This window comes from Streptomyces sp. NPDC093591 (assembly GCF_044764885.1).
Classification (GTDB): Bacteria; Actinomycetota; Actinomycetes; order Streptomycetales; family Streptomycetaceae; genus Streptomyces.
Genome location: NZ_JBIWIY010000027.1, coordinates 1 through 24485, shown reverse-complemented (window position 1 = coordinate 24485; position 24485 = coordinate 1). Strand labels below are relative to the sequence as shown.

21 protein-coding genes are annotated in these 24485 nt (G+C 71.0%); 16 read left to right on the top strand and 5 right to left on the bottom strand.

The window, feature by feature from the left end; all coding sequences use genetic code 11:
* Nucleotide 1 precedes the first annotated feature (1 nt).
* Nucleotides 2-1492 carry an ABC transporter substrate-binding protein gene (locus ACIREI_RS41800; protein WP_403345013.1) on the bottom strand — a complete coding sequence of 497 codons (1491 nt, stop codon included), beginning with the start codon at nucleotides 1490-1492 and terminating at the stop codon, nucleotides 2-4.
* Between the two features lie 120 nt (nucleotides 1493-1612).
* A complete protein-coding gene (locus ACIREI_RS41795; RefSeq protein ID WP_403345012.1) occupies nucleotides 1613-2845 on the bottom strand; it encodes a PucR family transcriptional regulator in 1233 nt (410 codons plus the stop codon).
* Between the two features lie 173 nt (nucleotides 2846-3018).
* Between ACIREI_RS41795 and ACIREI_RS41790 the strand changes: the two genes are divergently transcribed.
* Both ACIREI_RS41790 and pruA read left to right on the top strand, forming a co-directional pair.
* Complete coding sequence (locus tag ACIREI_RS41790) at nucleotides 3019-3945, top strand: proline dehydrogenase family protein (protein ID WP_403345010.1); 927 nt, start codon at nucleotides 3019-3021, stop codon at nucleotides 3943-3945.
* 51 nt (nucleotides 3946-3996) lie between these two features.
* Complete coding sequence (gene pruA, locus ACIREI_RS41785) at nucleotides 3997-5628, top strand: L-glutamate gamma-semialdehyde dehydrogenase (protein ID WP_403345009.1); 1632 nt, start codon at nucleotides 3997-3999, stop codon at nucleotides 5626-5628.
* 67 nt (nucleotides 5629-5695) lie between these two features.
* On the opposite strand, the gene ACIREI_RS41780 is transcribed toward pruA, so the two are convergent.
* Nucleotides 5696-5902: a DUF5988 family protein gene (locus ACIREI_RS41780; RefSeq protein ID WP_403345007.1), complete on the bottom strand. Its 207-nt coding sequence runs from the start codon at nucleotides 5900-5902 to the stop codon at nucleotides 5696-5698.
* A gap of 87 nt (nucleotides 5903-5989) precedes the next feature.
* Here ACIREI_RS41780 and ACIREI_RS41775 point away from each other — a divergent pair, with 87 nt between their 5' ends.
* Nucleotides 5990-6547, top strand: coding sequence for a GNAT family N-acetyltransferase (locus ACIREI_RS41775; RefSeq protein WP_403345005.1), 558 nt, complete (start codon nucleotides 5990-5992; stop codon nucleotides 6545-6547).
* A gap of 259 nt (nucleotides 6548-6806) precedes the next feature.
* A complete protein-coding gene (locus ACIREI_RS41770) occupies nucleotides 6807-6947 on the top strand; it encodes a hypothetical protein (protein WP_107083653.1) in 141 nt (46 codons plus the stop codon).
* 70 nt (nucleotides 6948-7017) lie between these two features.
* On the opposite strand, the gene ACIREI_RS41765 is transcribed toward ACIREI_RS41770, so the two are convergent.
* Nucleotides 7018-8607, bottom strand: coding sequence for a purple acid phosphatase family protein (locus ACIREI_RS41765; protein ID WP_403345003.1), 1590 nt, complete (start codon nucleotides 8605-8607; stop codon nucleotides 7018-7020).
* A gap of 142 nt (nucleotides 8608-8749) precedes the next feature.
* Between ACIREI_RS41765 and ACIREI_RS41760 the strand changes: the two genes are divergently transcribed.
* From ACIREI_RS41760 to ACIREI_RS41745, 4 genes are all read left to right on the top strand, one after another.
* Nucleotides 8750-9793, top strand: coding sequence for a 3-isopropylmalate dehydrogenase (locus ACIREI_RS41760; protein ID WP_403345001.1), 1044 nt, complete (start codon nucleotides 8750-8752; stop codon nucleotides 9791-9793).
* 262 nt (nucleotides 9794-10055) lie between these two features.
* Nucleotides 10056-11144: a branched-chain amino acid aminotransferase gene (locus ACIREI_RS41755; RefSeq protein ID WP_403345000.1), complete on the top strand. Its 1089-nt coding sequence runs from the start codon at nucleotides 10056-10058 to the stop codon at nucleotides 11142-11144.
* Nucleotides 11145-11272: 128 nt separating this feature from the next.
* Nucleotides 11273-12343 carry a hypothetical protein gene (locus ACIREI_RS41750; RefSeq protein ID WP_403344998.1) on the top strand — a complete coding sequence of 357 codons (1071 nt, stop codon included), beginning with the start codon at nucleotides 11273-11275 and terminating at the stop codon, nucleotides 12341-12343.
* Nucleotides 12344-12358: 15 nt separating this feature from the next.
* Nucleotides 12359-13681, top strand: a complete 1323-nt coding sequence (locus ACIREI_RS41745) for a KamA family radical SAM protein (RefSeq protein ID WP_403344997.1) — start codon at nucleotides 12359-12361, stop codon at nucleotides 13679-13681.
* Nucleotides 13682-13776: 95 nt separating this feature from the next.
* Here the strand turns inward: ACIREI_RS41745 and ACIREI_RS41740 are convergent, their stop codons facing one another.
* Nucleotides 13777-15219: a cytosine permease gene (locus ACIREI_RS41740; RefSeq protein ID WP_403344996.1), complete on the bottom strand. Its 1443-nt coding sequence runs from the start codon at nucleotides 15217-15219 to the stop codon at nucleotides 13777-13779.
* A gap of 143 nt (nucleotides 15220-15362) precedes the next feature.
* Between ACIREI_RS41740 and ureA the strand changes: the two genes are divergently transcribed.
* The 8 genes from ureA to cimA all read left to right on the top strand — a co-directional run bounded on the left by ureA (nucleotide 15363) and on the right by cimA (nucleotide 24350).
* Complete coding sequence (gene ureA, locus ACIREI_RS41735) at nucleotides 15363-16067, top strand: urease subunit gamma (protein WP_403344994.1); 705 nt, start codon at nucleotides 15363-15365, stop codon at nucleotides 16065-16067.
* Complete coding sequence (locus ACIREI_RS41730; RefSeq protein WP_403344992.1) at nucleotides 16064-17776, top strand: urease subunit alpha; 1713 nt, start codon at nucleotides 16064-16066, stop codon at nucleotides 17774-17776. The genes ureA and ACIREI_RS41730 overlap by 4 nt, the downstream gene beginning before the upstream one ends.
* Nucleotides 17777-17801: 25 nt before the next feature.
* Nucleotides 17802-18851 carry an agmatine/peptidylarginine deiminase gene (locus tag ACIREI_RS41725; RefSeq protein ID WP_403344991.1) on the top strand — a complete coding sequence of 350 codons (1050 nt, stop codon included), beginning with the start codon at nucleotides 17802-17804 and terminating at the stop codon, nucleotides 18849-18851.
* 9 nt (nucleotides 18852-18860) lie between these two features.
* A complete protein-coding gene (locus tag ACIREI_RS41720; RefSeq protein ID WP_403344989.1) occupies nucleotides 18861-19295 on the top strand; it encodes a hypothetical protein in 435 nt (144 codons plus the stop codon).
* Nucleotides 19292-19909, top strand: coding sequence for a TetR/AcrR family transcriptional regulator (locus tag ACIREI_RS41715; protein ID WP_403344987.1), 618 nt, complete (start codon nucleotides 19292-19294; stop codon nucleotides 19907-19909). The genes ACIREI_RS41720 and ACIREI_RS41715 overlap by 4 nt, the downstream gene beginning before the upstream one ends.
* 116 nt (nucleotides 19910-20025) lie before the next feature.
* Nucleotides 20026-21138, top strand: a complete 1113-nt coding sequence (locus ACIREI_RS41710) for a hypothetical protein (RefSeq protein ID WP_403344985.1) — start codon at nucleotides 20026-20028, stop codon at nucleotides 21136-21138.
* 34 nt (nucleotides 21139-21172) lie between these two features.
* Nucleotides 21173-22438 (top strand): TolB family protein, encoded by a 1266-nt coding sequence (locus ACIREI_RS41705; protein WP_403344983.1) that lies wholly within the window; start codon nucleotides 21173-21175, stop codon nucleotides 22436-22438.
* A 307-nt stretch (nucleotides 22439-22745) separates the two neighbouring features.
* On the top strand, nucleotides 22746-24350 hold the full coding sequence (gene cimA / locus ACIREI_RS41700; protein WP_403344981.1) for a citramalate synthase: 1605 nt from the start codon (nucleotides 22746-22748) through the stop codon (nucleotides 24348-24350).
* Nucleotides 24351-24485: the final 135 nt, after the last annotated feature.

Genomic DNA, 24485 nt, shown 5'->3' with positions numbered 1-24485 from the left:
TTCACTTGACGTAGGTGTCCACCGTGACGAGCTCGCGCTCACGCGGGTCGTGGGCCGCGTCCACGACACCGGCGGCGTCGCCCTGGATCACCCGCTCGTGGAGCATCGGCACCGCCGCGTCCGTCGCGAGCACGGCTGCCTCGGCCGCGATGATCGCCTTGCGGCGGGCGTCTCCGACCTTGGTGTCGGAGGCCTTCTTCAGGGCCTTGTCGACGTTCTCGTCGGCGAACTGCGCGAGGTTGAAGGTGCCGTTGGAGGCGAAGTCGCTGTAGAGGTAGGCGGCCGGGTCGCCGGAGTCGAGGACGGTGGCGCGCGAGAGGATGAACGCGTCGAACTTGCCCGCGAGGGCGTCGGCCTCGATGTTCGTGTACTCGCGGACGTCCAGCTTCACCTTGAACCCGGCCTTCTGGAGCTGCTGTTGCAGCGTGGCCGCGACCTCCGGCATCTCGGACCGGTCGGTGTAGGTGCCGATGGTGATCGCCTTGCCGTTCGCCGCACCGGCCTTGGCGCGCTCGACGGGCGACCGCAGTTCGGCGGCCCAGGGGAGTGCGGGGCCGAGCAGCCCTTCGGCGACGTCGGCGCGACCCTCGTACACGCCCTTGACGATGGCCTCGGCGTCGATCGCCTCGCGGGCCGCCGCCCGTACCGCCGCGTCCTTGAAGGCACCCTTCTCGGTGTTCAGGTAGAGCGTGTTGGTGCGCGGCATCGGGACCTCGGTGATCAGGTCCTGGTCGAGCACGGCGGCCTGCGACACCGGTACCGCCTCGACGATGTCGGCCTCGCCGCTGCGCAGCGCCGCCGCCCGGGCGGTGCCGTCGGGGACGAACTTCACGTCGATTCCCGGGGCCTTGGCCTTGCCGCCCCAGTAGGCGTCGTAACGGTCGAGGGCGGCGGAGGCGGTGCCGTTGACCTTCGTCAGCGTGAACGGGCCGGTGCCGGCGCCGACGGGGTTCACGGTCTTCCCCTGGTACGCCTTGGCCGCCAGGATCGACAGCTGCGGGGAGCTGAGGCGCTGCGGGACCAGGGGGTCCTCGGTGCCGGTGGTGACGGTGACGGTGTCGCCGTCCTCGGCCTTCGCGGTCAGTTCCACGCCGTCGAGGATGCGGGGCTTGGGGGAGGCGGTGGCCGCCGTGGTGATGGAGCGTACGACGGCCTCGGCGTCCAGCTTCGTGCCGTCGTGGAAGGTGACGCCGTCGCGTATCTCGAAGGTCCAAGTGCGGCCGGACTGCTGCCACTTGGTGGCGAGCGCGGGCTGGGCGTCACCCTCCTCGTCGAGCTTCACCAGGGTTTCGGCGGTCGACCAGCGGGACAGCTTGAACGCGTCGTCGGTCAGCGGGGACAGCCCGGAGCGCGGGGGCTGGAGCATGGCGACACGGATGCGCTTGCCGTCGCTCCCGGCCTCGCCGGAATCCGTCGCCGCGAAGCAGCCGGTGAGCAGGGCGGAGGCCGCGGCGGCCGCGGGGAGGGGGAGCAGACGGTGGGGCAGACGCACGGGACACTCCGGTAAAGGCGTGGTCAAAAGTTGAATGCGCCACGAACCGTAGCATGATGACAATCGTTTTCAGAAGTGCTGGCGGGAAAGCGACGGGAAAGCCGTTCCTGGGCGGCCCTTCTAGAGCCGCGCCCCCTTCAACCCCATGTGCAGCAACAGCCGGTCCTCCCCGTCGTCCAGGTCCAGGCCCGTGAGCTGTTCGACGCGGGAGAGGCGGTAGTACAGGGTCTGGCGGTGGATGCCGAGCTCGGCGGCCGTACGGCCGGCCTGGCCCGCGCAGTCCAGGTAGACCTCGGCGGTGCGGGCCAGTTCGCGGTGGGTGGGGGAGAGGAGCGGGGCGAGCGCGGGGTCGTGGAGGATCTCCGGGGAGAGGGAGGTCAGCAGGCGGTACGGCCCGATGCGCGACCACTCGGCCACAGGTCCGAGCCGCGGTTCCGCCAGGGCGGCGCGGGTCGCGGCCGACGCCTCCTGCCAGACGGTGCCCAGATCGGCGAGGCCGGAGCGCGGTTCGCCGAGGCCGGCCGCCACCCGTGACCGGCCCTGCGCGGACGGCCGCGAGGGCGTCTGGGCGGGGCCTTCCTTCAGTAGCCGGGACGCCGCCGCCAGCGCCGCAGTGCGCACCTCGGGTGAGCGCAGCCGTACCAGCACCGCCAGGCTCTGTCCGGTCGCCCCCCACGGCACCGTGCACAGCGCGGTCGCGTGCGGCACCGTACGCACGGACGGGGCGTCGTCGGGATCGGCCGAGGGCCATGGGGCCACGCAGACCACCGTGTGGACGCCGTCCGCGCGTGCGCCCAGGGCCGTGCGGAGCTCGGCGACCGCCATGTCGCCCTGCCAGCCCCGCTCCGCGGTCAGCGCCGCCCGCAGCTCCCGGCTCAGATCGGCGCCGTGCTGCGCCTCGTCGGCGAGCAGCGCCCCGATCCGGGCGGTCACCTCCATCGCCCCCGCGAGCTGCTGCTCGGTCGGCCCCGGATCGTCGTCGAGGAGCCAGACGTAGCCCAGCACCACACCCTTGTGGCGTACCGGGAGACAAATGCGTCCGCGGTACACCCCGGCCTCCGGAGTCGGCGGGATGCGGACCGGGCCGGTCGCCCGCGTGATGCCGAAGCCCTCGAACCAGGTCCGCACCGCCGCCGTGGAGCGGCGCGTCAGGATCGAGCGGGTGCGGACCGGGTCCAGGGCGGACGCGTCGAGCTCGCCCTCGCTGTCGTACGCGCCGAAGGCGATCAGCTCGAAGTCCCGGTTCTCCAGGGTCGCGGGCGCGCCCAGCAGCTCCGAGAGCTCGTCGACCAGCTCCTGGTAGTCGTCCTTGCGGTCCTTGGATTCCGGCGTCACCCGGGCATTCTCCCGCATTTCCGCGAAGCCTTCATACATCTGTCTGAGATCTGCGGCACGGATGCGTGACAGCTGTCGATGGCCGCCGTTCGGAGGGATCCTTAGGTTTCACGGTGGTTCTCCGTGCCGTACCCGGAACATCACTTATCGGGGTGTCGGCCGTCATTCGGCTGTGTTTGTGGAGGTGCCCCGTGCTGGGTCCCGTGATTCTCGCCGCGTCGCGCAGCGACCGGATGCGACGCCTGATCTCGGCGGCTCCGGGGACGAAGCAGGTCGTCGACCGGTTCATCCCAGGTGAGACCGTCGACGAGGTCGTGCCGATCATCCAGGACCTCACCGGCAAGGGCCTGGAGCTGACGATGGACGTCGTCGGCGAGGACATCACCCGCCCCGAACAGGCCGCCGCCGCCCGGGACGCCTATCTGCGGCTCATCGACCGGATCAAGGACCTGGAGCTCGGCGAGCGCGTCGAGGTGTCCGTCAAGCTCTCCATGTTCGGGCAGGCGCTGGAGGGTGGCCACGAGCTGGCCCTCGCCAACGTCCGCCCGGTGGTCGAGGCGGCCGCCGCCATCGGTACGACGGTCACGCTCGACGCGGAGGACCACACCACCCTCGACTCGATGTTCGCCATCCACGAGGAGCTGCGCAGGGACTTCCCGCAGACCGGCTGCGTCATCCAGGCGTACCTGTTCCGCACCGAGGCCGACGCCCGCCGCCTCGCCGCGAACGGCAGCCGCGTACGGCTCGTCAAGGGCGCGTACAAGGAGCCTGCCGAGGTCGCCTACCAGCAGAAACACGAGATCGACAAGGCGTACGTCCGGGTCCTCAAGGTTCTGATGGAGGGCGCCGGGTACCCGATGATCGGGTCCCACGACCCGCGCCTGATCTCCGTCGCCCAGGAACTCGCGCGGCGCGCCGGGCGAAAGCTCGACGAGTACGAGTTCCAGATGCTGTACGGGATCCGCAGCGACGAGCACCTGCGGCTGGCCGCCGAGGGCCACCGCATGCGCGTCTACACCGCCTACGGCACGGACTGGTACGGCTACTTCATGCGGCGGCTCGCGGAGAAGCCGGCCAACCTGCGCTTCTTCGTCCGTTCGATGGTCAGCAAGGGCTGAGCCCCACACAACGGCTCGCAACACACCGCTCAGTAAGGAGTTACGGAACCCATGGACGCTGTGACCCAGGTCCCCACCCCCGTCAACGAGCCGGTGCACGGCTACGCCCCCGGCTCACCCGAGCGTGCCCGTCTCGAGGTCAAGCTCAAGGAGCTCGCCGAGAACCCGATCGACCTGCCCTGCACCATCGGCGGCGAGAAGCGGCTGGGCGGCGGTGAGCGCTTCGACGTCGTGCAGCCGCACAACCACAAGGCCCGCCTCGGCACCTACGGCAACGCCACCCAGCAGGACGCCCAGGACGCCATCGACGCGGCCCTCGCCGCCGCGCCCGCCTGGCGTGCGATGTCCTTCGACGACCGCGCGGCGATCATCCTGCGCGCCGCCGAGCTGCTGTCCGGCCCGTGGCGCGAGACGCTGGCCGCGTCGACGATGCTCGGTCAGTCGAAGACGGCCCAGCAGGCCGAGATCGACACGCCCTGTGAGCTGATCGACTTCTGGCGCTTCAACGTCAAGTACGCCCGTGACCTGCTCGCCGAGCAGCCCCCGGCCAACTCGCCGGGAGTGTGGAACCGCCTCGACCACCGCCCCCTGGAGGGCTTCGTCTACGCGATCACGCCGTTCAACTTCACGGCGATCGCGGGCAACCTGCCGACCGCGCCCGCGCTCATGGGCAACGTCGTCGTCTGGAAGCCGTCCCCGACCCAGACCCACGCCGCCGTGCTGCTCATGCAGCTGCTGGAGGAGGCCGGTCTGCCCAAGGGTGTCATCAACCTCGTCACCGGCGACGGCATCGAGGTCTCCAAGGTCGCTCTGGAGCACCGCGACCTCGCCGGCATCCACTTCACCGGCTCGACCAAGACCTTCCAGTACCTGTGGAAGACGGTCGGCAACAACATCGAGAAGTACCGCTCCTACCCGCGCATCGTCGGCGAGACCGGCGGCAAGGACTTCGTCGTGGCCCACCCGAGCGCGGACCGCGCGGTGCTGAAGACCGCGCTGACCCGCGGTGCCTTCGAGTACCAGGGCCAGAAGTGCTCGGCGACCTCCCGGGCGTACATCCCGGCGTCGATCTGGAACTCCGGCTTCAAGGAGGAGTTCGCGGCCGAGGTCGACTACATCACCATGGGTGACGTCACCGACCTGTCGAACTTCATCGGCGCCGTCATCGACGAGCGCGCCTTCGCCAAGAACAAGGCCGCCATCGACCGCGCGAAGTCCGACCCGACCTGCACGATCGTCGCGGGCGGCTCCTACGACGACTCGGTCGGCTACTTCGTCCGCCCGACCGTCGTCGAGTGCACGGACCCCGAGAACGAGGTCTTCACCACCGAGTACTTCGGCCCGTTCCTCGCCGTGCACGTCTACGAGGACGACAAGTACGACGAGATGCTGGACCAGATGGAGTCGGTGTCCGCCTACGCGCTCACCGGATCCGTCATCGCGGGTGACCGCGCGGCGGCGGCGTACACGATGGAGAAGCTGCGCTACGCGGCCGGCAACTTCTACATCAACGACAAGTCGACCGGCGCCGTCGTCGGCCAGCAGCCCTTCGGCGGCGGCCGCGCCTCCGGCACCAACGACAAGGCCGGCGCCCCGCAGAACCTGATGCGCTGGACCCTGACCCGCGCCATCAAGGAGACCCTGGTCGCGCCGACCGACTACACGTACCCGCACATGGGCTGACGCCCCGACACACCTTGGAAGGCCGGGTCCCGAACGGACCCGGCCTTCTCCGTCCGCGGGGGACGGACTACTCGGCGATCTCCGTGCGCTCCCACCACTCGTACACCGGCAGCCTGCCCTGCGGTGTGTCCGCGTGCCGTGGAGTCGGCCTGAAGTGCTCGTACCCACCGCGCAGCCTGATCTTCGCGTCCGGGCCGGGGGACGGGGTCGGCACGATCCGTTCGGGCAGGTCGTCGGGGCCGCCCTCGAGGAACACTTTCGACATGTCGTTCATGAGTTCACCGGTTCCCCTCGGCCGGACCCGGCCTCCCGCGCCCCGCGCAGGATCAGCCGAGTGGGCGATCCCCCCGATACTGGTCGGATGACCACCCCCGCATCCGCCGGCACCGCGCGCACCGCCCACACCGCCGACCTCACCACGGCCGAACTGCGCGCGATCCGCGCCCTGTTGGACGACGCCTTCGACGGTGACTTCTCGGACGAGGACTTCGAGCACGGGCTCGGCGGTATGCACGCCCTGGTCCACGACGAGGCCGGGCGGCTCGTGGCGCACGGTTCGGTGATCATGCGCCGGGTGCGGCACCGGGACCGGTGGCTGCGGGTCGGGTACGTCGAGGCGGTGGGCGTACGGTCCGACGCGCGCCGGACGGGGCTCGGGGGCCGGGTGATGGCGGAGCTGGAGCGGGTGATCGACCGGGCGTACGACGCGGGGATGCTCTCCGCGAGCGACGAGGGGGCCGCGCTGTACGCGGCCCGTGGCTGGGAGGTGTGGGGCGGGCGGGTCTGCGCGCTGGGGCCGCAGGGCGTCGTGCGTCTGCCGGACGAGGAGGGGAGCGCGTTTGTGCGGCCCGCCCTCGCCGGTCCGCTCAACCCGGCGTTCGAGCTGGTCTTCGACTGGCGGGACGGCGACGTGCTCTGACGGGCCGGAGGTAAAAGCGCAGGTCAATGGCGTGTGACCCAGTCCACCGTCTCAGATAGTAGGAAGTCCGAGTAATTGTGGAGACAGACGCGCTGTCCTCCCTTAGCTTTGTAGGAGCCGAACGTCTCGCTCGATCAAGCGAATGGCGGTCGTGAGCCGGGCCCCCGTGCAGGCAACCCCTGCGGCACCGCTCCCCGCCCCATCCGGCGTCTCGTAACCCCTGTCTGCACTCCCGGATTGTCGAAGGAGTCGATTTCCCATGGCCGAGACGACCGCCCGCCGTCGAGTCCGTCACCTCTCCCGTACGAGCGAGTCCGACCGCAAGAACGCCGCAGCCGCGCTCCAGCGTGCGCTGGACCGCCGGGACAACGGCGGCGCGACAGGCCATCAGGCGGCCTGACGCCCCAGCCGCGTACCTGCGCTCACTCACACAGACCGGGAGCCGCACCCGCCCGAGGTGCGGCGCGGGGTCACTTTCCGCGCCGCACCTCGAAATGGTCGACGCGCTCCCCGTCCGGCGTCAGCGCCGACACCTTCAGCCGTGGCTTCGCGCCGCTCTCCGCCTCCACCGCGAGGAAGGAGAAGCCCCGGTAGCGCACCCGCGACCACCGCACGCTCTCCGTCCTGGCGTCGCGTGACCTGGTCCACTTGAAGGAGTCGACCGACTCCCGCTCGGTGACATGGCCCTCGTAGCTCTCCTCGACGCCCTTCGGGAAGCCGTACAGGTCCTTGCCGCCGCCGCCCGCCGTGACGTACACGATCCCGTCCCGCGTCGGGTCCGTCGTCGCGCCGATCGGTACCGGCGCGCCGACCTCGCCGTTCAGGATCGCGTCGGTCCGCTCGTACACGTGGTTGTGCCCGTTGATCACCAGGTCGACCTGGTGCTTGGCGAAGAGCGGCACCCACTCGGCGCGAATGCCCCCGTCGGAGGCGTGCGTCGAGGTCGAGTAGGCGCAGTGGTGGAAGTAGACGACGACGAAGTCGACCGAGCGGTCGGCCCGCAACTCGCCGAGCTTGCGGTCCAGCCACTTCGTCTGCCGCCCCTGCGTGTAGCCGAAGTTGGCGGGGATCTCGTACGACACGTCGTTCGCGTCCAGCGCCACCACACCGACGTTGCCGTACGTGAACGCGTACACCCCCGGCGCCGTACGCGGGTCGAAGCCGCTGTCCGGTAGGGAGAAGCGGGCGAGTTGGCCGCCGTAGCCGTCGGGCGAGTACCAGGCCTCCATGTCGTGGTTGCCGGTGGTCACCATCCACGGCACCGACTTCGCCACCGACTCGGTCTGCTTGAGGAACACGTCCCACATGCCCGCCTGGAACGCGTCCGAGTCCTTGCCCTTGCCGGTCGGGTTGGCGTAGCAGATGTCCCCGGCGTGCAGGTGGAAGGCGGGGTTCTGGCGCAGCAGGGCGCGGTCGTTGTCGGCGGCGTGCAGGCCGACGCCCTGGTCACCGAACGCGGTGAACACGAACCGCTCGGGCGGGGACGCCGGTGCCGTGCGGAAGGAGGCGATCGTGGGCCGGTGCCCGGGGGACGCCGGGTCGAAGCCGGCGTGACCGACGCCGTAGTAGTACGTCGTGCCCGGGCGCAGGCCGTCCAGGGCCGCGTGCAGGTAGTACTGCTCGACCGCCGCGCTCACCCCCGCCACCTCCGGGGTCTTCAGGTCGCGCAGTTCCGCCTCGATCCGCCGGTCCAGGTCGTCCGGGCGCAGGCCGATCCGGACGTACGGCTTCCGCACCGCGGCCGGCACCTGCCAGGAGATCCGCATCTGTGTCTTGGGGTCGGCGCCGAAGGCGAGGTGGCGGCCGAAGGGGGCGACGACGGAGCCGGGCACCTTCGAGGTGGCGGAGGCTGGGGCGGACGCGGGGGGTTTGGAGGTGGTGGTCGTCCCCGATGTCGAACATCCCGTCAGCAGTCCGCCCGCCAGCGTTCCGCCCGCCACCGCCGAGGCCGTCACCAGCGTGCGGCGCCGCACCAGCTTGGTGCGCAGGTACTCGTGCTGTTCGGCCATGCTCATCCGGCGCGCGAGCTGGGGTGGGATGCCGAAGTCGGGAAGGTCCATGGCGGTGAAGTTCCCAGCGCACGCCAACGCCAGCTCTACATACGGGTGAACGCCAGTCGAAGGGCTGACTCCCGGCCGCTCGACACTGTCCGTATGGCGGACATGCCGTGTCATCCCATGGGACGAGGAGTAGGGTGCCGACATGTCTCGCAGCCTCAATCTCGCAGTGATTCCCGGTGACGGCATCGGCCAGGAGGTCGTGGCCGAAGGCCTGAAGGTCCTCTCCGCCGTCCTCCCGCAGGATGTGAAGCTGGAGACCAAGGAGTACGACTTCGGCGCCCGGCGCTACCACGCCACCGGTGAGACCCTCACCGACGCCGATGTCGAGGCGCTCAAGAAGCACGACGCCATCCTGCTCGGCGCGATCGGTGACCCCTCGGTCCCGTCCGGTGTCCTGGAGCGCGGTTTCCTGCTCAAGCTCCGCTTCCTCTTCGACCACCACGTCAACCTGCGTCCCTCGAAGCTCCTCCCGGGTGTCGCCACCCCGCTCGCCGGCCAGCCGGAGATCGACTTCATCGTCGTCCGCGAGGGCACCGAGGGCCCGTACACGGGCAACGGCGGCACCATCCGCAAGGGCACCCCGCACGAGGTCGCCACCGAGGTCTCCGTCAACACGGCCTTCGGTGTCGAGCGTGTCGTCCGCGACGCCTTCGCCCGCGCCCAGGCCCGCCCCCGCAAGAAGCTCGCGCTGATCCACAAGAACAACGTGCTGGCCTTCGCGGGCCACCTGTGGACGAACGTCTTCAACAAGGTGGCCGAGGAGTTCCCCGACGTCACCACCGAGTACATGCACGTGGACGCGGCGACCATCTACCTGGTCACGCAGCCCGAGCGCTTCGACGTGATCGTCACCGACAACCTCTTCGGCGACATCATCACCGACCTCGCCGCGGCCGTCTCCGGCGGCATCGGCGTCGCCGCGAGCGGCAACATCAACCCCAGCGGCGAGTTCCCGTCCATGTTCGAGCCCGTCCACGGCTCGGCCCCGGACATCGCAGGCCAGGGCAAGGCCGACCCCACCGCCACGGTCCTGTCCGTCGCCCTGCTCCTGCGCCACCTCGGCTACGACGCCGAGGCCGCCCGCATCGACGAGGCCGTCTCCACCGACCTCGCGGAGCGCACCGGCAAGCCCGCCCGCTCCACGTCGGAGATCGGCGACGCGCTGGCCGTACGAGTAGCCGGCTGACCTGCCGAGCCACTCGAACCTCTCGAAGCCGTCGGGTCACTGCGCACCCGGCGGCTTCCCCATGTCCGCCGCCGGGTGTCACCATCATCCCCTGGGTCGCGATTCACGCCGATCACGCCGATTTCTTCCACGGCCCCCGCTTGCGATAATCGAACGCGGAGCCGCTGAATGAGGGAATGCTCGGACGTCCTAGCACTGGCCACTGACAGTACTGGCGTGAGCGCGGCCCGCCACAATCAAAACCGGTGAAGGACATCTACTCATGACGACGCCCACGATCGAGCTCAAGCCCTCCGCCAGTCCGCTCGCCGCCGCAGAGCGCGAGGCGATCCTGGCCAACCCCGGCTTCGGCCGCCACTTCACCGACCACATGGTGACGATCAAGTGGACCGAGGGCCGCGGCTGGCACGACGGCCAGCTCGTGCCGTACGCGCCGATCTCCCTCGACCCGGCCACGATGGTCCTGCACTACGCGCAGGAGATCTTCGAGGGCCTCAAGGCGTACCGCCAGCCCGACGGGTCCGTCGCCAGCTTCCGCCCCGAGAAGAACGCCAAGCGCTTCCAGGCCTCCGCCCGCCGGCTCGGCATGCCGGAGCTGCCGGTGGAGACCTTCATCGAGGCGTGCGACGCGCTGGTGAGCCAGGACCAGGCCTGGGTCCCGGCGCACGGTGGCGAGGAGTCCCTCTACCTGCGCCCGTTCATGTTCGCGACCGAGGTCGGGCTGGGTGTGAAGCCCGCGAGCGAGTACCTCTTCATCGTCATCGCCTCCCCGGCCGGCGCCTACTTCCCCGGCGGCGTCAAGCCGGTGTCCATCTGGGTCTCCGAGGACCACGTCCGCGCCGTGCCCGGCGGCATGGGCGACGCGAAGACGGGCGGCAACTACGCCGCCTCCCTGCTGGCCCAGGCCGAGGCCGCCGCCGAGGGCTGCGCCCAGGTCTGCTACCTCGACGCGGTCGAGCGCAAGTGGGTCGAGGAACTCGGCGGCATGAACCTGTACTTCGTGTACGGCGACAAGATCGTCACTCCGTCCCTCACCGGCTCCATCCTGGAGGGGGTCACCCGTGACTCCCTCCTCACGGTCGCCCGTGACCTCGGCTACGAGGCCGAGGAGGGCCGTGTCTCCGTCGACCAGTGGCAGCGCGACTCGGAGGACGGCACCCTCACCGAGGTCTTCGCCTGCGGCACGGCCGCGGTCATCACGCCGGTCGGCACCGTGAAGCGCACGGGTGCGCAGTGGCGCCAGGGCGACGGGGAGCCCGGCGAGGTCACGCTGAAACTGCGGCAGGCGCTGCTGGACATCCAGCGCGGCACGGCTCAGGACAAGCACGGCTGGATGCACAAGCTGGGCTGATCCCCGGCAACTGGCGTACGGACAGAGGCCCTTCGTTCGACGCGTACCGCTTCCCCCGCGCGGGTATCCACCCATTCCGCGGGGGAAGCGTGAGCCTTCCCCCGCGCACATCAGGGGGAGGGGTCAGGGTGAGCGGACGGTCGCCTGTACCCAGGCTGCGCTGGCTGATGCGGGCGTTACGCACGCCCCGGCGCCCGCAGAGCCTCACGGTGCTCGCCCTGCTCGCGGCCTGCGCGGCGCTGCTGCTGTGGCGCAGCAAGGGCATGGACAACTACGACGAGAACCTCGCCCTCAACCTCGGCACCGACATCATCGGCGTCGTCGTCACCGTCTTCGTGATCGGCCCGCTGATCTCCCGCGCCCAGGAGGGCCGCGTGCGCGAGCACCACCGGCTCGACTACGAGTGGTTCAGCGCCCAGGTCCACGGCTCGACCTCGAACGTCAAGGTGCTCGACACCTTCTCCAACCTCTTCGGCCCGCAGTTCTCCGAACGCCTCTTCCGGGGTGTGAAGGCGGCCACCGCACACGGCGCCCGGGTGCAGATCCTGCTGCTCGACCCCGACTCCCTCGCCGTCATCCTGCGCGGCCGGGAACTGGGCGAGCAGAGTGCCGTCATCCGCCGCGACATCCTGCGCAACCTGCGCACCCTGGACCAGTTCGCGCAGCGGCTCGACGAGAACGCGCGCCAGCATCTCGAAGTACGGCTGTGCTCGACCTCGCCGGGCGTCACGCTCTACCGCTGGGACGACCGCTGTCTGGTGTCCTTCCTCACGGTCGGCCGGCTCTCCGGCGAGGGAGTCCAGCTGGAGGTCGCGGTCCGCTCGCCGCTCGGCACCTTCGTGGAACAGCGGTTCGACGAACTGTGGCAACAGGGCAAACCGATGGAACGGTTCACCCGTCTGCCGGTCACGCTCGTCCACGCGACTGACGGACGACGGCAATTCACCTGCCACTTCGTGTCCGTCGACGAGAGTCTGTACGTCTCCGGCCCCGACCTCGTCACCTATCTCGCCCGTCATCACCTGGACCAACTCTCCGCGTACAGCGAGGCCTTGAGCATCCCGGGCGCGCACGAGCTGATCGTCGTCGACGACGAGAGCGAGCTGCACACGCGGCTCATCCAGCACTTCACGGAGAAGTACGATGCGTCGGCGACCGCCTTCGTCGAACTGCGGCCGCCGGTCCTGGTCACGGAATAGAGGGCCTCAGCACACATGAGTTCAACGCACCACCCCACATCCCACGACGGACGCCCACGCTTCCGTGCCTTCACGCCCCGTGACCTGGACGGCCTGCTGCGGCGGCGCGTGTCCCTCACGCCCACCGAGAGCCTCGCCCTGCGGGCCGTGGCGGCGGTCCTGCCGTTCCGTACGAACACCTACGTGATCGACGAGCTGATCGACTGGGCGGCCGTACCCGACGACCCCATCTACCGGCTGACGTTCCCGCAGGCGGGCATGCTGCCCGCACCGGAGCTGCGCCTGATGGCGGATCTGCTGTCCGCCGAGGCGCCGCGGGCCGAGATCCTGCGGGCGGCCCACGAGATCCGGATGCGGCTCAACCCGCATCCCTCCGGCCAGCTCGACGCCAACGTGCCCGTGCACGAGGGCCGCCGCCTCACCGGGCTGCAGCACAAGTACCCGGAAACGGTGCTGATCTTCCCGCGCCAGGGCCAGACCTGCCACGCCTACTGCACGTACTGCTTCCGCTGGCCGCAGTTCGTCGGCGAGGCCGATCTGCGCATCGCGACCGACGACATCGCCGCCACCACCGCCTATCTGCGCGCCCACCCCGAGGTCAGCAGCGCGCTCATCACCGGCGGCGACCCGCTGGTCATGAGCACCGACGTGCTGCGTCGTTACGTCGATCCGCTCCTGGAGATCGAGACGATCCGCTCGATCCGGATCGGCACGAAGTCGCTCGCCTTCTGGCCGTACCGCTTCACGTCCGACCGGGACGCCGACGACCTGCTCAGGCTGTTCGAGCGGGTCGTCGCGAGCGGCCGTCATCTCGCGCTGATGGCCCACTTCACGCATCCGCAGGAGCTGCGGCCGCCGGTCGTGCGGGAGGCGATGCGCCGGGTACGGGACACGGGGGCCGTGATCCGCTGCCAGGGCCCGCTGGTGGCGGGCATCAACGACAGCGCGGATGCCTGGGCGGAGCTGTGGGACGTCACGACGACCCTGGGTGCGGTGCCGTACTACCAGTTCGTGGAGCGGGACACCGGCCCGCAGGGCTACTTCGGGGTGCCGCTGGCCCGCGGCCACGAGATCTTCCGGGACGCCTACGCACGGGTCTCCGGCCTCGCCCGCACCGTACGCGGCCCGGTCATGTCGGCGATGCCGGGCAAGGTCTGCGTGGACGGTGTCGCCGAGGTGGCCGGCGAGAAGGTCTTCGTGCTGCATTTGATCCAGGCCCGCGACCCGGCCCTCGTCGACCGCCCGTTCTTCGCGGCGTACGACGAGGGCGCGACTTGGTTCACCGATTTGAAGCCGGCGTTCGGGGCGGGGTTCCTGCCGGGGCTGGAGCCGGGCTGACCAAGCGTGGGCCGATCGGTGCTCGGCGTTGCTGCCGGGCGTGCCGGGGGCTGCCGCCCCCAGACCCCCGCTTCGGTCCTGAAGGGGCCTCGTCCTCAAACGCCGGACGGGCTGCTTTCGCCGACCGGTACTGAATTGTCGGTCTGGGGCTCCGCCTTCATCGAACCCTGGGTCGACAGCGCGTACGCCACGCCCCCCACCAGCCCCGACAGCAGGAAGCTGCAGTCCATCCCACCGGTCAGGCTCAGCAGCGGACCTTCGTACGACGGCAGCGCGACCGCCAGCACACCGACCGTCGCACCCAGCGCCCAGGACACCGTCGCCTGGATGTTCCAGCCGGCCCGGTACCAGTAGATCCCGCCCCGCGCCCGGCGGTTGAAGACCTGGAGGGCCTCCGCGTCGTACACGCCACGGCACCGTGCGAAGCCGATCAGGGTGATGACCGCCCACGGGGTGCCGATCGCGGTGAGCAGCAGGACGAACGACGTCATCGCCTCCTGTGCCGTCGAGGCGTAGTGGCCGATGAAGACACAGGCCGTGGCGACGACCGCGACCGCGTAGGTGGCCCTGGCGCGGGAGGCGCGCGGCAGGATGGCGTCCAGGTCGAGGCCCATGGAGTAGAGCATCAGGCCCGCGTTGCCGATCGAGCCGGCGGTGGCGGCCAAAAGCAGCGGGATCAGGTACCAGGTGGGGGAGGCGTCGACGAGGGGGCCCGCGTAGTCGAGGGCCGCTCGCGCCGCGTACGCCGTGAAGGTGCCGAACAGTTGCGGGATGAGCAGGCCCAGGATCAGGCCGAGCCACGTCGCGTGCAGGACCCGGCGTGAGGAGTGGCGGGCCGGGGAGATGTAGCGGGTGTAGTCGCCGAGCAGGGTGATGAAGGCGATCGGGCCGGACAGGCCCGCGGCCACCGTCGCCAGCAGCCACGTCGGCCAGAAGCCGCCCAGCAGATAGCCGCCCGCCTCGGGCAGCGCGCCGGTCGTGAAGTGCGGGGCGTAGGCGATCGCGCCGAGGGCCAGCAGGGCCGTCATGCCGATCGCGAGGACGCGGGACATGGCGAGCAGCACCCGGTAGCCGTACACCGCGCCCGCGACGGTCGCCGCGGCCAGCAGGCCGTACACCACGCCGTACGACACCCCGCTCGCCGGCAGCCCGACGAGCCGGCCCAGTACGCCCACCATCACATCGCCGCCGATCCACACGGTCAGGGCGGTGTAGCCGAGGGCGAGCAGGAGCCCGACCACCGAGCCGACCAGGCGGCCGCGCACCCCGAACTGGGCGCCGGAGGACGTGGACAGGTTCGTCGCCGTGCGCAGGGAGATCAGGGCCAGCGGGGCGGTGAGGGCCGTGCCGACCAGGGTGCCGACCACGATCGAGGTGACCGACGCCCACCAGTCCAGGCCGAACGACGGGGGCAGCCAGCCGAAGACGATCACCCCCAGACAGAGGTTCGAGCCCAGCAGGATCGAGACGAGGTCCCGTGGGCCGCTCGTGCGTTCCTCGTCGGGGATGGTGTCGACTCCGCGCTGTTCCATCGGCATGGCAGGTCTCCTTCGATCGGCCGCCAGAGTTAGAGCGACGTTCAATGTGTGGGATCGTTGTGGCTGAGTCAACACTTCGGAACCGGGGATTTCGTTTTTAGAGTGGTGCTCTAATGTGAGGGAGGCAAGGAGGTGACCACGGCATGAGACTGACCCCCACGGAACGTGACCGGCTGCTGCTGTTCGGAGCCGCGGAGCTGGCCCGGGCCCGCCGCGCCCGCGGCCTGCGGCTCAATGTGCCGGAGGCGACCGCGCTGATCGCGGACGCCGTGTGCGAGGCCGCCCGCGACGGCGCCCGGCTGTCGGAGGCAATCGAGCGGGCCCGGTCGGTGCTCGGCCCGGACGACGTGTTGCCGGGTGTCGCGGACGTCGTCACCGAAGTCCATGTCGAGGCGGTCTTCGACGACGGCTCGCGGCTCGCGGTCGTCGGCGATCCGATCGGCGGGAGCCTCGGCGACCGGGCCCCCGGCGCGCTGCTGCCGGGGCCCGAGCACGCCGAGCCCGAGGCGGTCGTACGGCTGACGGTCACCAACACCGCCACCGTGCCCGTCTCCGTCACCTCCCACTTCCACTTCTTCGAGGTCAACCCGCGCCTCGACTTCGCACGGGAGCGGGCCTATGGGATGCGGCTCGCCGTGCCCGCCGGGTCGTCCGTGCGGTTCGGGCCGGGGGAGAGCGTCGAGGTCGGCCTCGTGCCCATCGGCGGTGAGCGGATCGCGATCGGTTTCGCGGGACTCGTCGACGGGCCGCTGGACGCGCCCGGCGCCCACGAGGAGGCACTGCGCCGCGCCGCCGCCTGCGGCTACCTCGGCGTACCGGAAACACCTGAGCAGGAGGTCCAGCGATGAGCCGCCCAGGAGGCCACCCCGCCGAGGCCCGCCGCCTCACCCCCTACGAGTACGCCGCCACCCACGGCCCCCGCGCCGGCGACCGCGTCCGCCTCGGCGACTCCGGGCTGACCATCCGGGTCGAGGCCGACTCGCAGCGCTACGGCGACGAGTTCCTCGCCGGGTTCGGCAAGACCGCCCGCGACGGGCTGCACCTCAAGGCCGCCGCCGTCCGGGAGACCTGTGACGTCGTCATCAGCAACGTGGTGGTGATCGACGCGGCGCTGGGGATCCGGAAGGTCTCCATCGGGATCAGGGAGGGACGGATCTGCTCGATCGGGCGGGCCGGGAACCCCGACACCCTCGACGGGGTCGACGTCGTGGTCGGGACCGGTACGTCGATCGTGTCCGGCGAAGGGCTCATCGCCACCGCCGGGGCCGTCGACACCCATGTGCACCTGCTGTCGCCGCGGGTCATGGAGGCCTCGCTCGCCTCCGGGGTGACCACGATCATCGGGCAGGAGTTCGGACCGGTGTGGGGCGTCGGGGTCAACTCGCCGTGGGCGCTGCGGCACGCGTTCAACGCCTTCGACGCCTGGCCGGTCAACATCGGGTTCCTGGGCCGGGGTTCGTCGTCCTCCGCCGCGCCCCTGGTCGAAGCCCTCGCCGAGGGCGGCGCCTCAGGCTTCAAGGTGCACGAGGACATGGGCGCCCACGCCCGGGCGCTGGACACGGCGCTGCGGGTCGCGGAGGAGCACGACGTCCAAGTCGCCCTGCACAGCGACGGGTTGAACGAGTGCCTGTCCGTCGAGGACACCCTGAAGGTGCTGGAGGGCCGCACCATCCACGCCTTCCACATCGAGGGCTGCGGGGGCGGACACGTCCCGAACGTCCTGAAGATGGCCGGCGTCCCGAACGTCATCGGCTCCTCCACCAACCCCACCCTGCCCTTCGGGCGGGACGCCGTCGCCGAGCACTACGGCATGATCGTCTCGGTACATGACCTGAAGACCGACCTCCCCGGCGACGCCGCCATGGCCCGCGACCGCATCCGCGCCGGCACCATGGGCGCCGAGGACGTGCTGCACGACCTGGGCGCGATCGGCATCACCTCGTCGGACGCGCAGGGCATGGGCCGGGCCGGCGAGACGGTCCGCCGTACGTTCGCGATGGCCGGGAAGATGAAGGCCGAGTTCGGCGCCCCGGACGACGGCCACGACAACGAGCGCGTCCTGCGCTACATGGCCAAGCTGACCATCAACCCGGCCATCGCGCACGGCCTCGCGCACGAGGTGGGGTCGCTGGAGGTCGGCAAGCTCGCCGACATCGTGCTGTGGCGGCCGGAGTACTTCGGCGCCAAGCCGCAGCTGGTGCTGAAGTCCGGGTTCCCGGCGTACGGCGTGGTCGGCGACCCGGGCGCCGCCACCGACACCTGCGAACCCCTCGTCCTGGGCCCGCAGTTCGGGGCGTACGGCGCCACCCCCGCCGACATCTCCGTCGCCTTCGTCGCCCAGGCCGCCGTCGATCAGGGGGGCGACAGCATGCCCACCCGGCGCCGCAGGGTCGCCGTGCGCGGCACACGCGGCATAGGCCCCGCCGACCTGCGGCTCAACTCCCGTACCGGAGCCGTCGACGTCGACCAGCGCACCGGTCTGGTCACCCTCGACGGGGAGCCGCTGCGCTCCGAGCCGGCCGAGTCCGTCTCCCTCAACCGCCTGTATTTCTTCTAAATGTCACAGCCTGTGAGGATCACTGATGTCCGCAGCCGCCGACGGCTTCCGCATGCCCGCCGAATGGACCCCGCACGAGCGCACCTGGATGGCGTGGCCGGGCCCGAACCCGACCTTCCAGGACCCCGGTGACCTTGCCGCCGCCCGCGCCGCCTGGGCAGCGGTCGCCCGGGCCGTCCGCCGGTTCGAGCCGGTGACGGTGGTGTGCGGGCCGGGGCAGGCCGGGGAGGCCGCCGCGCTCCTGGGCCCCGGCATCGACACCGTCGAGCGGGAGCTGGACGACGCGTGGATGCGCGACATCGGGCCGACCTTCCTGACCGGCGGGAAGGGGGAACTCGCCGCCGTGGATTGGACGTTCAACGGCTGGGGCGCGCAGGACTGGGCCCGCTGGGAGCACGACGCGAAGATCGCCGCGTATGTCGCCGACCTCGCCGGGTCGAGCAGGACGTACGCCTCGGAACTCGTGAACGAAGGCGGTGCGATCCATGTGGACGGCGAGGGCACCGTGCTCCTCACGGAGACGGTCCAGCTCGGCCCGGAGCGCAACCCCGACTGGACCCGTGAGCAGGTCGAGGCCGAGATCCACGCGATGCTCGGCACCCGCAAGGCGATCTGGCTGCCACGCGGCCTGACCGGCGACTACCCGCCGTACGGCTTCGGCACCCTCGGCCATGTCGACATCGTGGCCGCATTCGCCCGCCCCGGTGTGGTCGTGGCCCATGTGCAGCCCGACCCGGCGCATCCCGACCACGAGGTGTCCAAGGAGGTCGTCGGCCTGCTGCAGTCGCAGACCGACGCGCGCGGGCGCCGTCTGGAGGTCGTCGAGGTGCCCGCCCCGACCGTCCTGGAGGCGGACGGGCACTGGGCCGACTACTCCTACATCAACCACTACCTCTGCAACGGCGGCGTGGTCCTGTGCGGCTTCGACGACCCGCGCGACGAACTGGCGGCCGGCATCTTCCGCAGGCTGTTCCCGGGGCGGACGGTGACGCTCGTCGACGCCCGGACGATCTTCGCGGGCGGGGGCGGCATCCACTGCATCACCCAGCAGCAGCCGAAGGCCGTGGTCCGGTAGAACGTACGGGTGAACGTACTGCTCTGCGCCACCTGCGGAACCCGGCCGACCGAGCCGGTCCGGCGGCTCGACGAGATGCCCCCGTACCCCGGCGGGGACCGGCTGCCGGACCTGGACGACCCGTGGCCCGGCCCTCCGAGCGACGGGCCCATGGGCGAGTACGCCGGGGTCTCCCCGGGCGGTGGCCGGAAGGCCGACGCGCGAGGACCGCTGCTCTCCGCGGGGCCACGCGGCACCTACGTCCTGCACCCGCTCGACGCCGTCGGCCTCGCACCCCACACCGACGGCACCCGCCTCGTCGGCTGCTGCGGCCCGGACGGCACCCGAGGGGTCAACCACGTGTGCGGCTGCGGGACCGAGGTCGCCATCGTGGCCGCCGACTGCTGCATCCCCACCGAGACCCGGTTCGTCGTGGACGCCGTCCGCGTGGAGGGCGCCGCGTGACCACCCGCCGCCGCACCCCCGCCCCGCCTCGCGAGGACCTCCTCGCCGCCGCCATGGAGATGATCGCCGAGCGCGGACTGGAGAAGCTCACCATGGCGGCGCTCGGCCGCGAGGTCGGGATGAGCAGCGGCCATCTCCTCTACTACTTCCACTCCAAGGACGAACTGCTGCTCCAGACCCTGGAGTGGAGCGAGGGCCGACTCGGCGCCGAGCGCGGCCGGTTGCTGACGCGCGTGTCCGCCACGGTCCGCGAGCGGATCGAGGCGTACGTCGACCTGTATGTCCCCGACGGTCACCGCGACCCGCACTGGACGCTGTGGCTGGAGGTCTGGAACCGCTCGCAGAACGCCGACGACGACGCCCGCGACCGCCAGGCCGCGATCGAGGGCGCCTGGCACCGCGATCTGGTCGCGCTGCTGGCCGAGGGCGTGTCGAGGGGCGAGTTCCGGGCGGTCGACCCGGACCGCTTCGCCGCCCGGCTGCGGGCGCTGCTCGACGGGTTCTCCATCCATGTGGCGATCGGGCTGCGGGGCACCGATCGTGGCCAGATCCTGTCGCACGTAAGGGAGTTCCTCGACGAGTCACTGGGGCGGCCGGGGCTCGCGGACGCATGACCTGCCGTCCGGGTTGTACGTAAACGAGCGCATTGACCCCGTGCCGTGTGATGCGCTTGCATCCCTGTGGGCCCTCGGCGCGGGGGCGAGGGAACGACAAGGTTTCGGGGGGAACCATGTCCAGAGCCGCACGTGTCCGCAGAGTACCGTCCGCCCTGCGCGGGGTCTCCGCGGGCGCGGCCCTCACCGCCGCCCTCGCGCTGACAGCCCTGCCGACCGCCGCCGCCGACGCCGTACGCGTCGACCGGATCAGCACCGCCACCGACGGCACCCAGCTGCCGGTCGCCTCGTCCGGGGCCACGGTCAGCGCGAACGGCCGCTACGCCGCCTTCACCTCCGCCGACCCCACGGGCGGCCACAACACCCGCGTGTACCTCAAGGACCTGCGCACCGGCACCCTGACCCAGGTGCCCGAGGACCTCCAGTACACCGGCGGCGCGATGATCAGCGCCGACGGCCGCCGCGTCGCGTACACCAACGGCAACCGCTACGGGAAGCCGTACGTCCACGACCGGGTGACCGGCGAGACCGTGCAGCTGTGGCCCGCCCAGCCGCCCGACGGGTTCCACGAGCTGGGCCACGCCGAGGCGATCAGCGCCGACGGCCGCCACGTGGCGTACAGCATCGGCAGCCGGCACGGACTGCGGGCCCTGTACGTCCGCGACCTGGCCACCGGCACCGACGAGCAGATCGCGCTGCCGGCCGACGGGGAGATCTGGGAGGCCGCGATCGGCGCGCACGGCCGGACGGTGGCGTACGCCGTGCTCGCGCGCACCGCGCAGGGCGTGACCCATCGCGTGTACGTCAAGGACCGCGCCTCGGGCGAGACCCGGCTCCTCGCCGACGGCCCCGCCCTGAGCGCGCCCAGCCTCCTCCCGCTCGTCGTGGACGGGCGCCGGGTGCTGTACAACGGCCGGTCCGCCGACGGCACGCCGCAGCCGTACGTCCATGACCTGCGCACCGCCCGCACCGAGCCGATCGGTCCGCCCGGCGCCACCGCCGCGGCGGCCGACCCCGGCGGACGCCATGTCCTGCTGTCCCGGGGCGGCGGCCTCACGCTGCTCGACCTGCGCACCGCCAGGGAGCGGGCGGTGGCCACCAGCGGCACGGCCCTCCCGGGCGCGGTCACCCGCCAGGGCCGCTCCGTCATCTTCGCCTCCACGGCCGACGACCTGGTGCCGGACGACACCAACGGGGCGTCGGACGTGTTCATCGACCACATCCACTGACCGACAACCAGCACCACAACAGGGGGAACAGATCTTGTACGTCAGCACACGCACCGCGCTCGCCACCGCCCTCGTCGCCGCCACGGTGGCCCTCACCGGAACGTCGGCGAGCGCCGCGCCCCGCGTCCCGTCCACCGAGCGGATCACCGTGTCCGGCACGGGAGAACAGGGCACCGACTACTCCGGCGGCCCCCACCTGAGCGCGAACGGTCGTTATGCCGCGTTCTCCTCCCACGCCCCGAACCTCGTGCCCGGCGACACGAACGGCGTGGAGGACAGCTTCGTACGCGACCTGCGCACGGGCCGGGTGGAGCGGATCAGCGTCACCTCCGACGGCACCCAGGCCGACGGCGGCACCGAGCCCGTGGCCATCAGCGCCAACGGCCGGTACGTCGTGCTCGTATCGACCGCCGACAACCTCACCGACTGGCCGGAGCCGAAGGAGTACTGGGCCAAGGACGTCTACGTCCACGACCGGGTCACCCACCGCACCGAGCGGGTCAGCACCACACCCACCGGCGCCTCCGCCTACGCGCACGGCGCCGCCGCGATCTCCGACGACGGCCGGTACGTCGCGTTCAACGCCCGCCCGAAGCAGATGGAGAGCGGCCAGACGGTCATCTACCCCGCCGTGTACGTCACCGACCGCCGCACCGGCACCGTCGAGCGGATCACCAACGGTGACCACCCGGACCGGGGCTCCTACCACCTGGACATGAGCGCGGACGGTCGGTACGTGGTCTACGAGCAGTTCGGCCCGCGCGGCGGGGGCGGCGCGATGCTGGTGCACGACCGCCGCACCGGCACCGAGGAACAGGTCGACGTCACCCCGCAGGGCACGCCCGCCCAGCGCTACGGCCTGGACCCCTCCATCTCGGCGGACGGACGCTACGTCGCCTTCACCTACCGGGGCGAGGACCTGGTCCCGGACGGCACCGCGGTCAACACCAGCACCTATGTGCGCGACCTGCGGACCGACACCACCCGCGGCATCGTCCACGACGGCACGGGCGATCCCGCGGTCATCTCCGGCCCCGAGATCAGCCGCAACGGCCGCTACCTCGCCTACGGATTCCGGGCCGCGCAGGGCCAGGACAACGTCTACGTACGGGATCTGCGCACCGGCGCCTCCAGCCTCGCCAGCGTGTCGGTCACCGGCGGCCCCGTCACCGACGACAACGTCTACGCCACCTCGTTCGGCGGCGGCGACAAGCTCCTCGGCCTCGGCGCCGGCTCCGCGCAGCTGGTCCCCGGCGACACCAACGGCGTGACCGACGGCTTCCTGCGTCGCCTGCGGTGATCAGCACAGTGCTCGCATCCTGAGACGGACGGTGAGCACGGGCGCGGACTGTGCCAGACTGCCCCCGTGCTCTCGTTCGCCATGATTATTGGCAGCAGGCGCGCCGGTCCGCAGTGACCACCACGTACGACCAGGTACGGGTGGACACCGTCGTCCTCGACCCGCGCGCAGACCTCTCGCACCCGCGAGGGGTTTTTCTGTTTCCCGGCCCACCCGCAGCCGGGCGGAGAGCGTGAGGGACCATAGGTGGGGGCGGTGGAACCGGTCATTCCGGTAGACCGAGATCCAACACAGGAGCCTTACGACCATGACGGTAACCAGCGAACTCGACGACTCGTTCCACGTCTTCGACACCACCCTGCGCGACGGCGCCCAGCGGGAGGGCATCAACCTCACCGTCGCCGACAAGCTGGCCATCGCACGGCACCTGGACGACTTCGGCGTGGGCTTCATCGAGGGCGGCTGGCCCGGCGCCAACCCGAGGGACACCGAGTTCTTCGCGCGCGCCCAGCAGGAGATCGACTTCCGGCACGCCCAACTGGTCGCCTTCGGCGCCACCCGCCGCGCGGGCGGGAAAGCGAGCGAGGACCCCCAGGTCAATGCCCTCCTGGACTCCGGCGCCCCCGTGATCACCCTGGTCGCGAAGTCCCACGACCGCCACGTCGAACTGGCCCTGCGCACCACCCTGGACGAAAACCTGGAGATGGTCCGCGACACGGTGTCGTACCTCCGCTCCCAGGGCCGCCGCGTGTTCGTCGACTGCGAGCACTTCTTCGACGGATACCGGGCCAACGCCGAGTACGCGAAATCCGTGGTCCGCACAGCGTCGGAAGCCGGCGCGGACGTCGTCATCCTTTGCGACACGAACGGCGGCATGCTCCCCGCCCAGGTCCAGGCAGTGGTCTCCACGGTCCTGGCCGACACGGGCGCCCGGCTCGGCATCCACGCCCAGGACGACACCGGCTGCGCGGTCGCCAACACCCTCGCCGCCGTCGACGCGGGCGCGACCCACGTCCAGTGCACGGCCAACGGCTACGGCGAGCGGGTAGGCAACGCCAACCTCTTCCCGGTGGTGGCGGCCCTGGAGCTGAAGTACGGCAAGAAGGTCCTCCCCGACGGCCACCTGCGCGAGATGACCCGGATCTCGCACGCCATCGCCGAGGTCGTCAACCTCACCCCCTCCACGCACCAGCCGTACGTCGGCGTCTCCGCCTTCGCGCACAAGGCCGGCCTGCACGCCTCCGCGATCAAGGTCGACCCGGACCTGTACCAGCACATCGACCCCGAGCTGGTCGGCAACACCATGCGCATGCTGGTCTCCGACATGGCCGGCCGCGCCTCGGTCGAGCTCAAGGGCAAGGAACTCGGCATCGACCTGGGCGGCGACCGGGAGCTGGTCGGCCGGGTGGTCGAGCGGGTCAAGGAGCGCGAGCTCAAGGGCTACACGTACGAAGCGGCCGACGCCTCCTTCGAACTCCTCCTCCGCGCCGAGGTCGAGGGCAAGCCCCTGAAGTACTTCGGCGTCGAGTCCTGGCGAGCGATCGTCGAGGACCGCCCCGACGGCACCCACGCCAACGAGGCCACGGTCAAGCTCTTCGCCAAGGGCGAGCGCATCGTCGCCACGGCCGAGGGCAACGGCCCGGTCAACGCCCTCGACCGCGCGCTGCGAGTCGCCCTGGAGAAGATCTACCCCCAGCTCGCCAAGCTGGACCTCGTCGACTACAAGGTCCGCATCCTGGAGGGCGTCCACGGCACCCAGTCCACCACCCGCGTCCTGATCTCCACGTCCGACGGGGCAGGGGAGTGGTCCACGGTCGGCGTCGCCGAGAACGTCATCGCAGCGTCCTGGCAGGCCCTGGAGGACGCATACACGTACGGGCTGCTGCGGGCCGGGGTGACCCCGGCGGAGTGACTGCGTCGGCTGGGCCGGCTCACAGGTGCCGTTCACTTTGGCAGCTGCCCGGCACTGCCGCTGGTCGGGGTTGGGTCGCGCGGCCCGGCGCTACGGGGTGCCGCTGCGCCCACCCGTGCCGCCCCAGCGGCACGA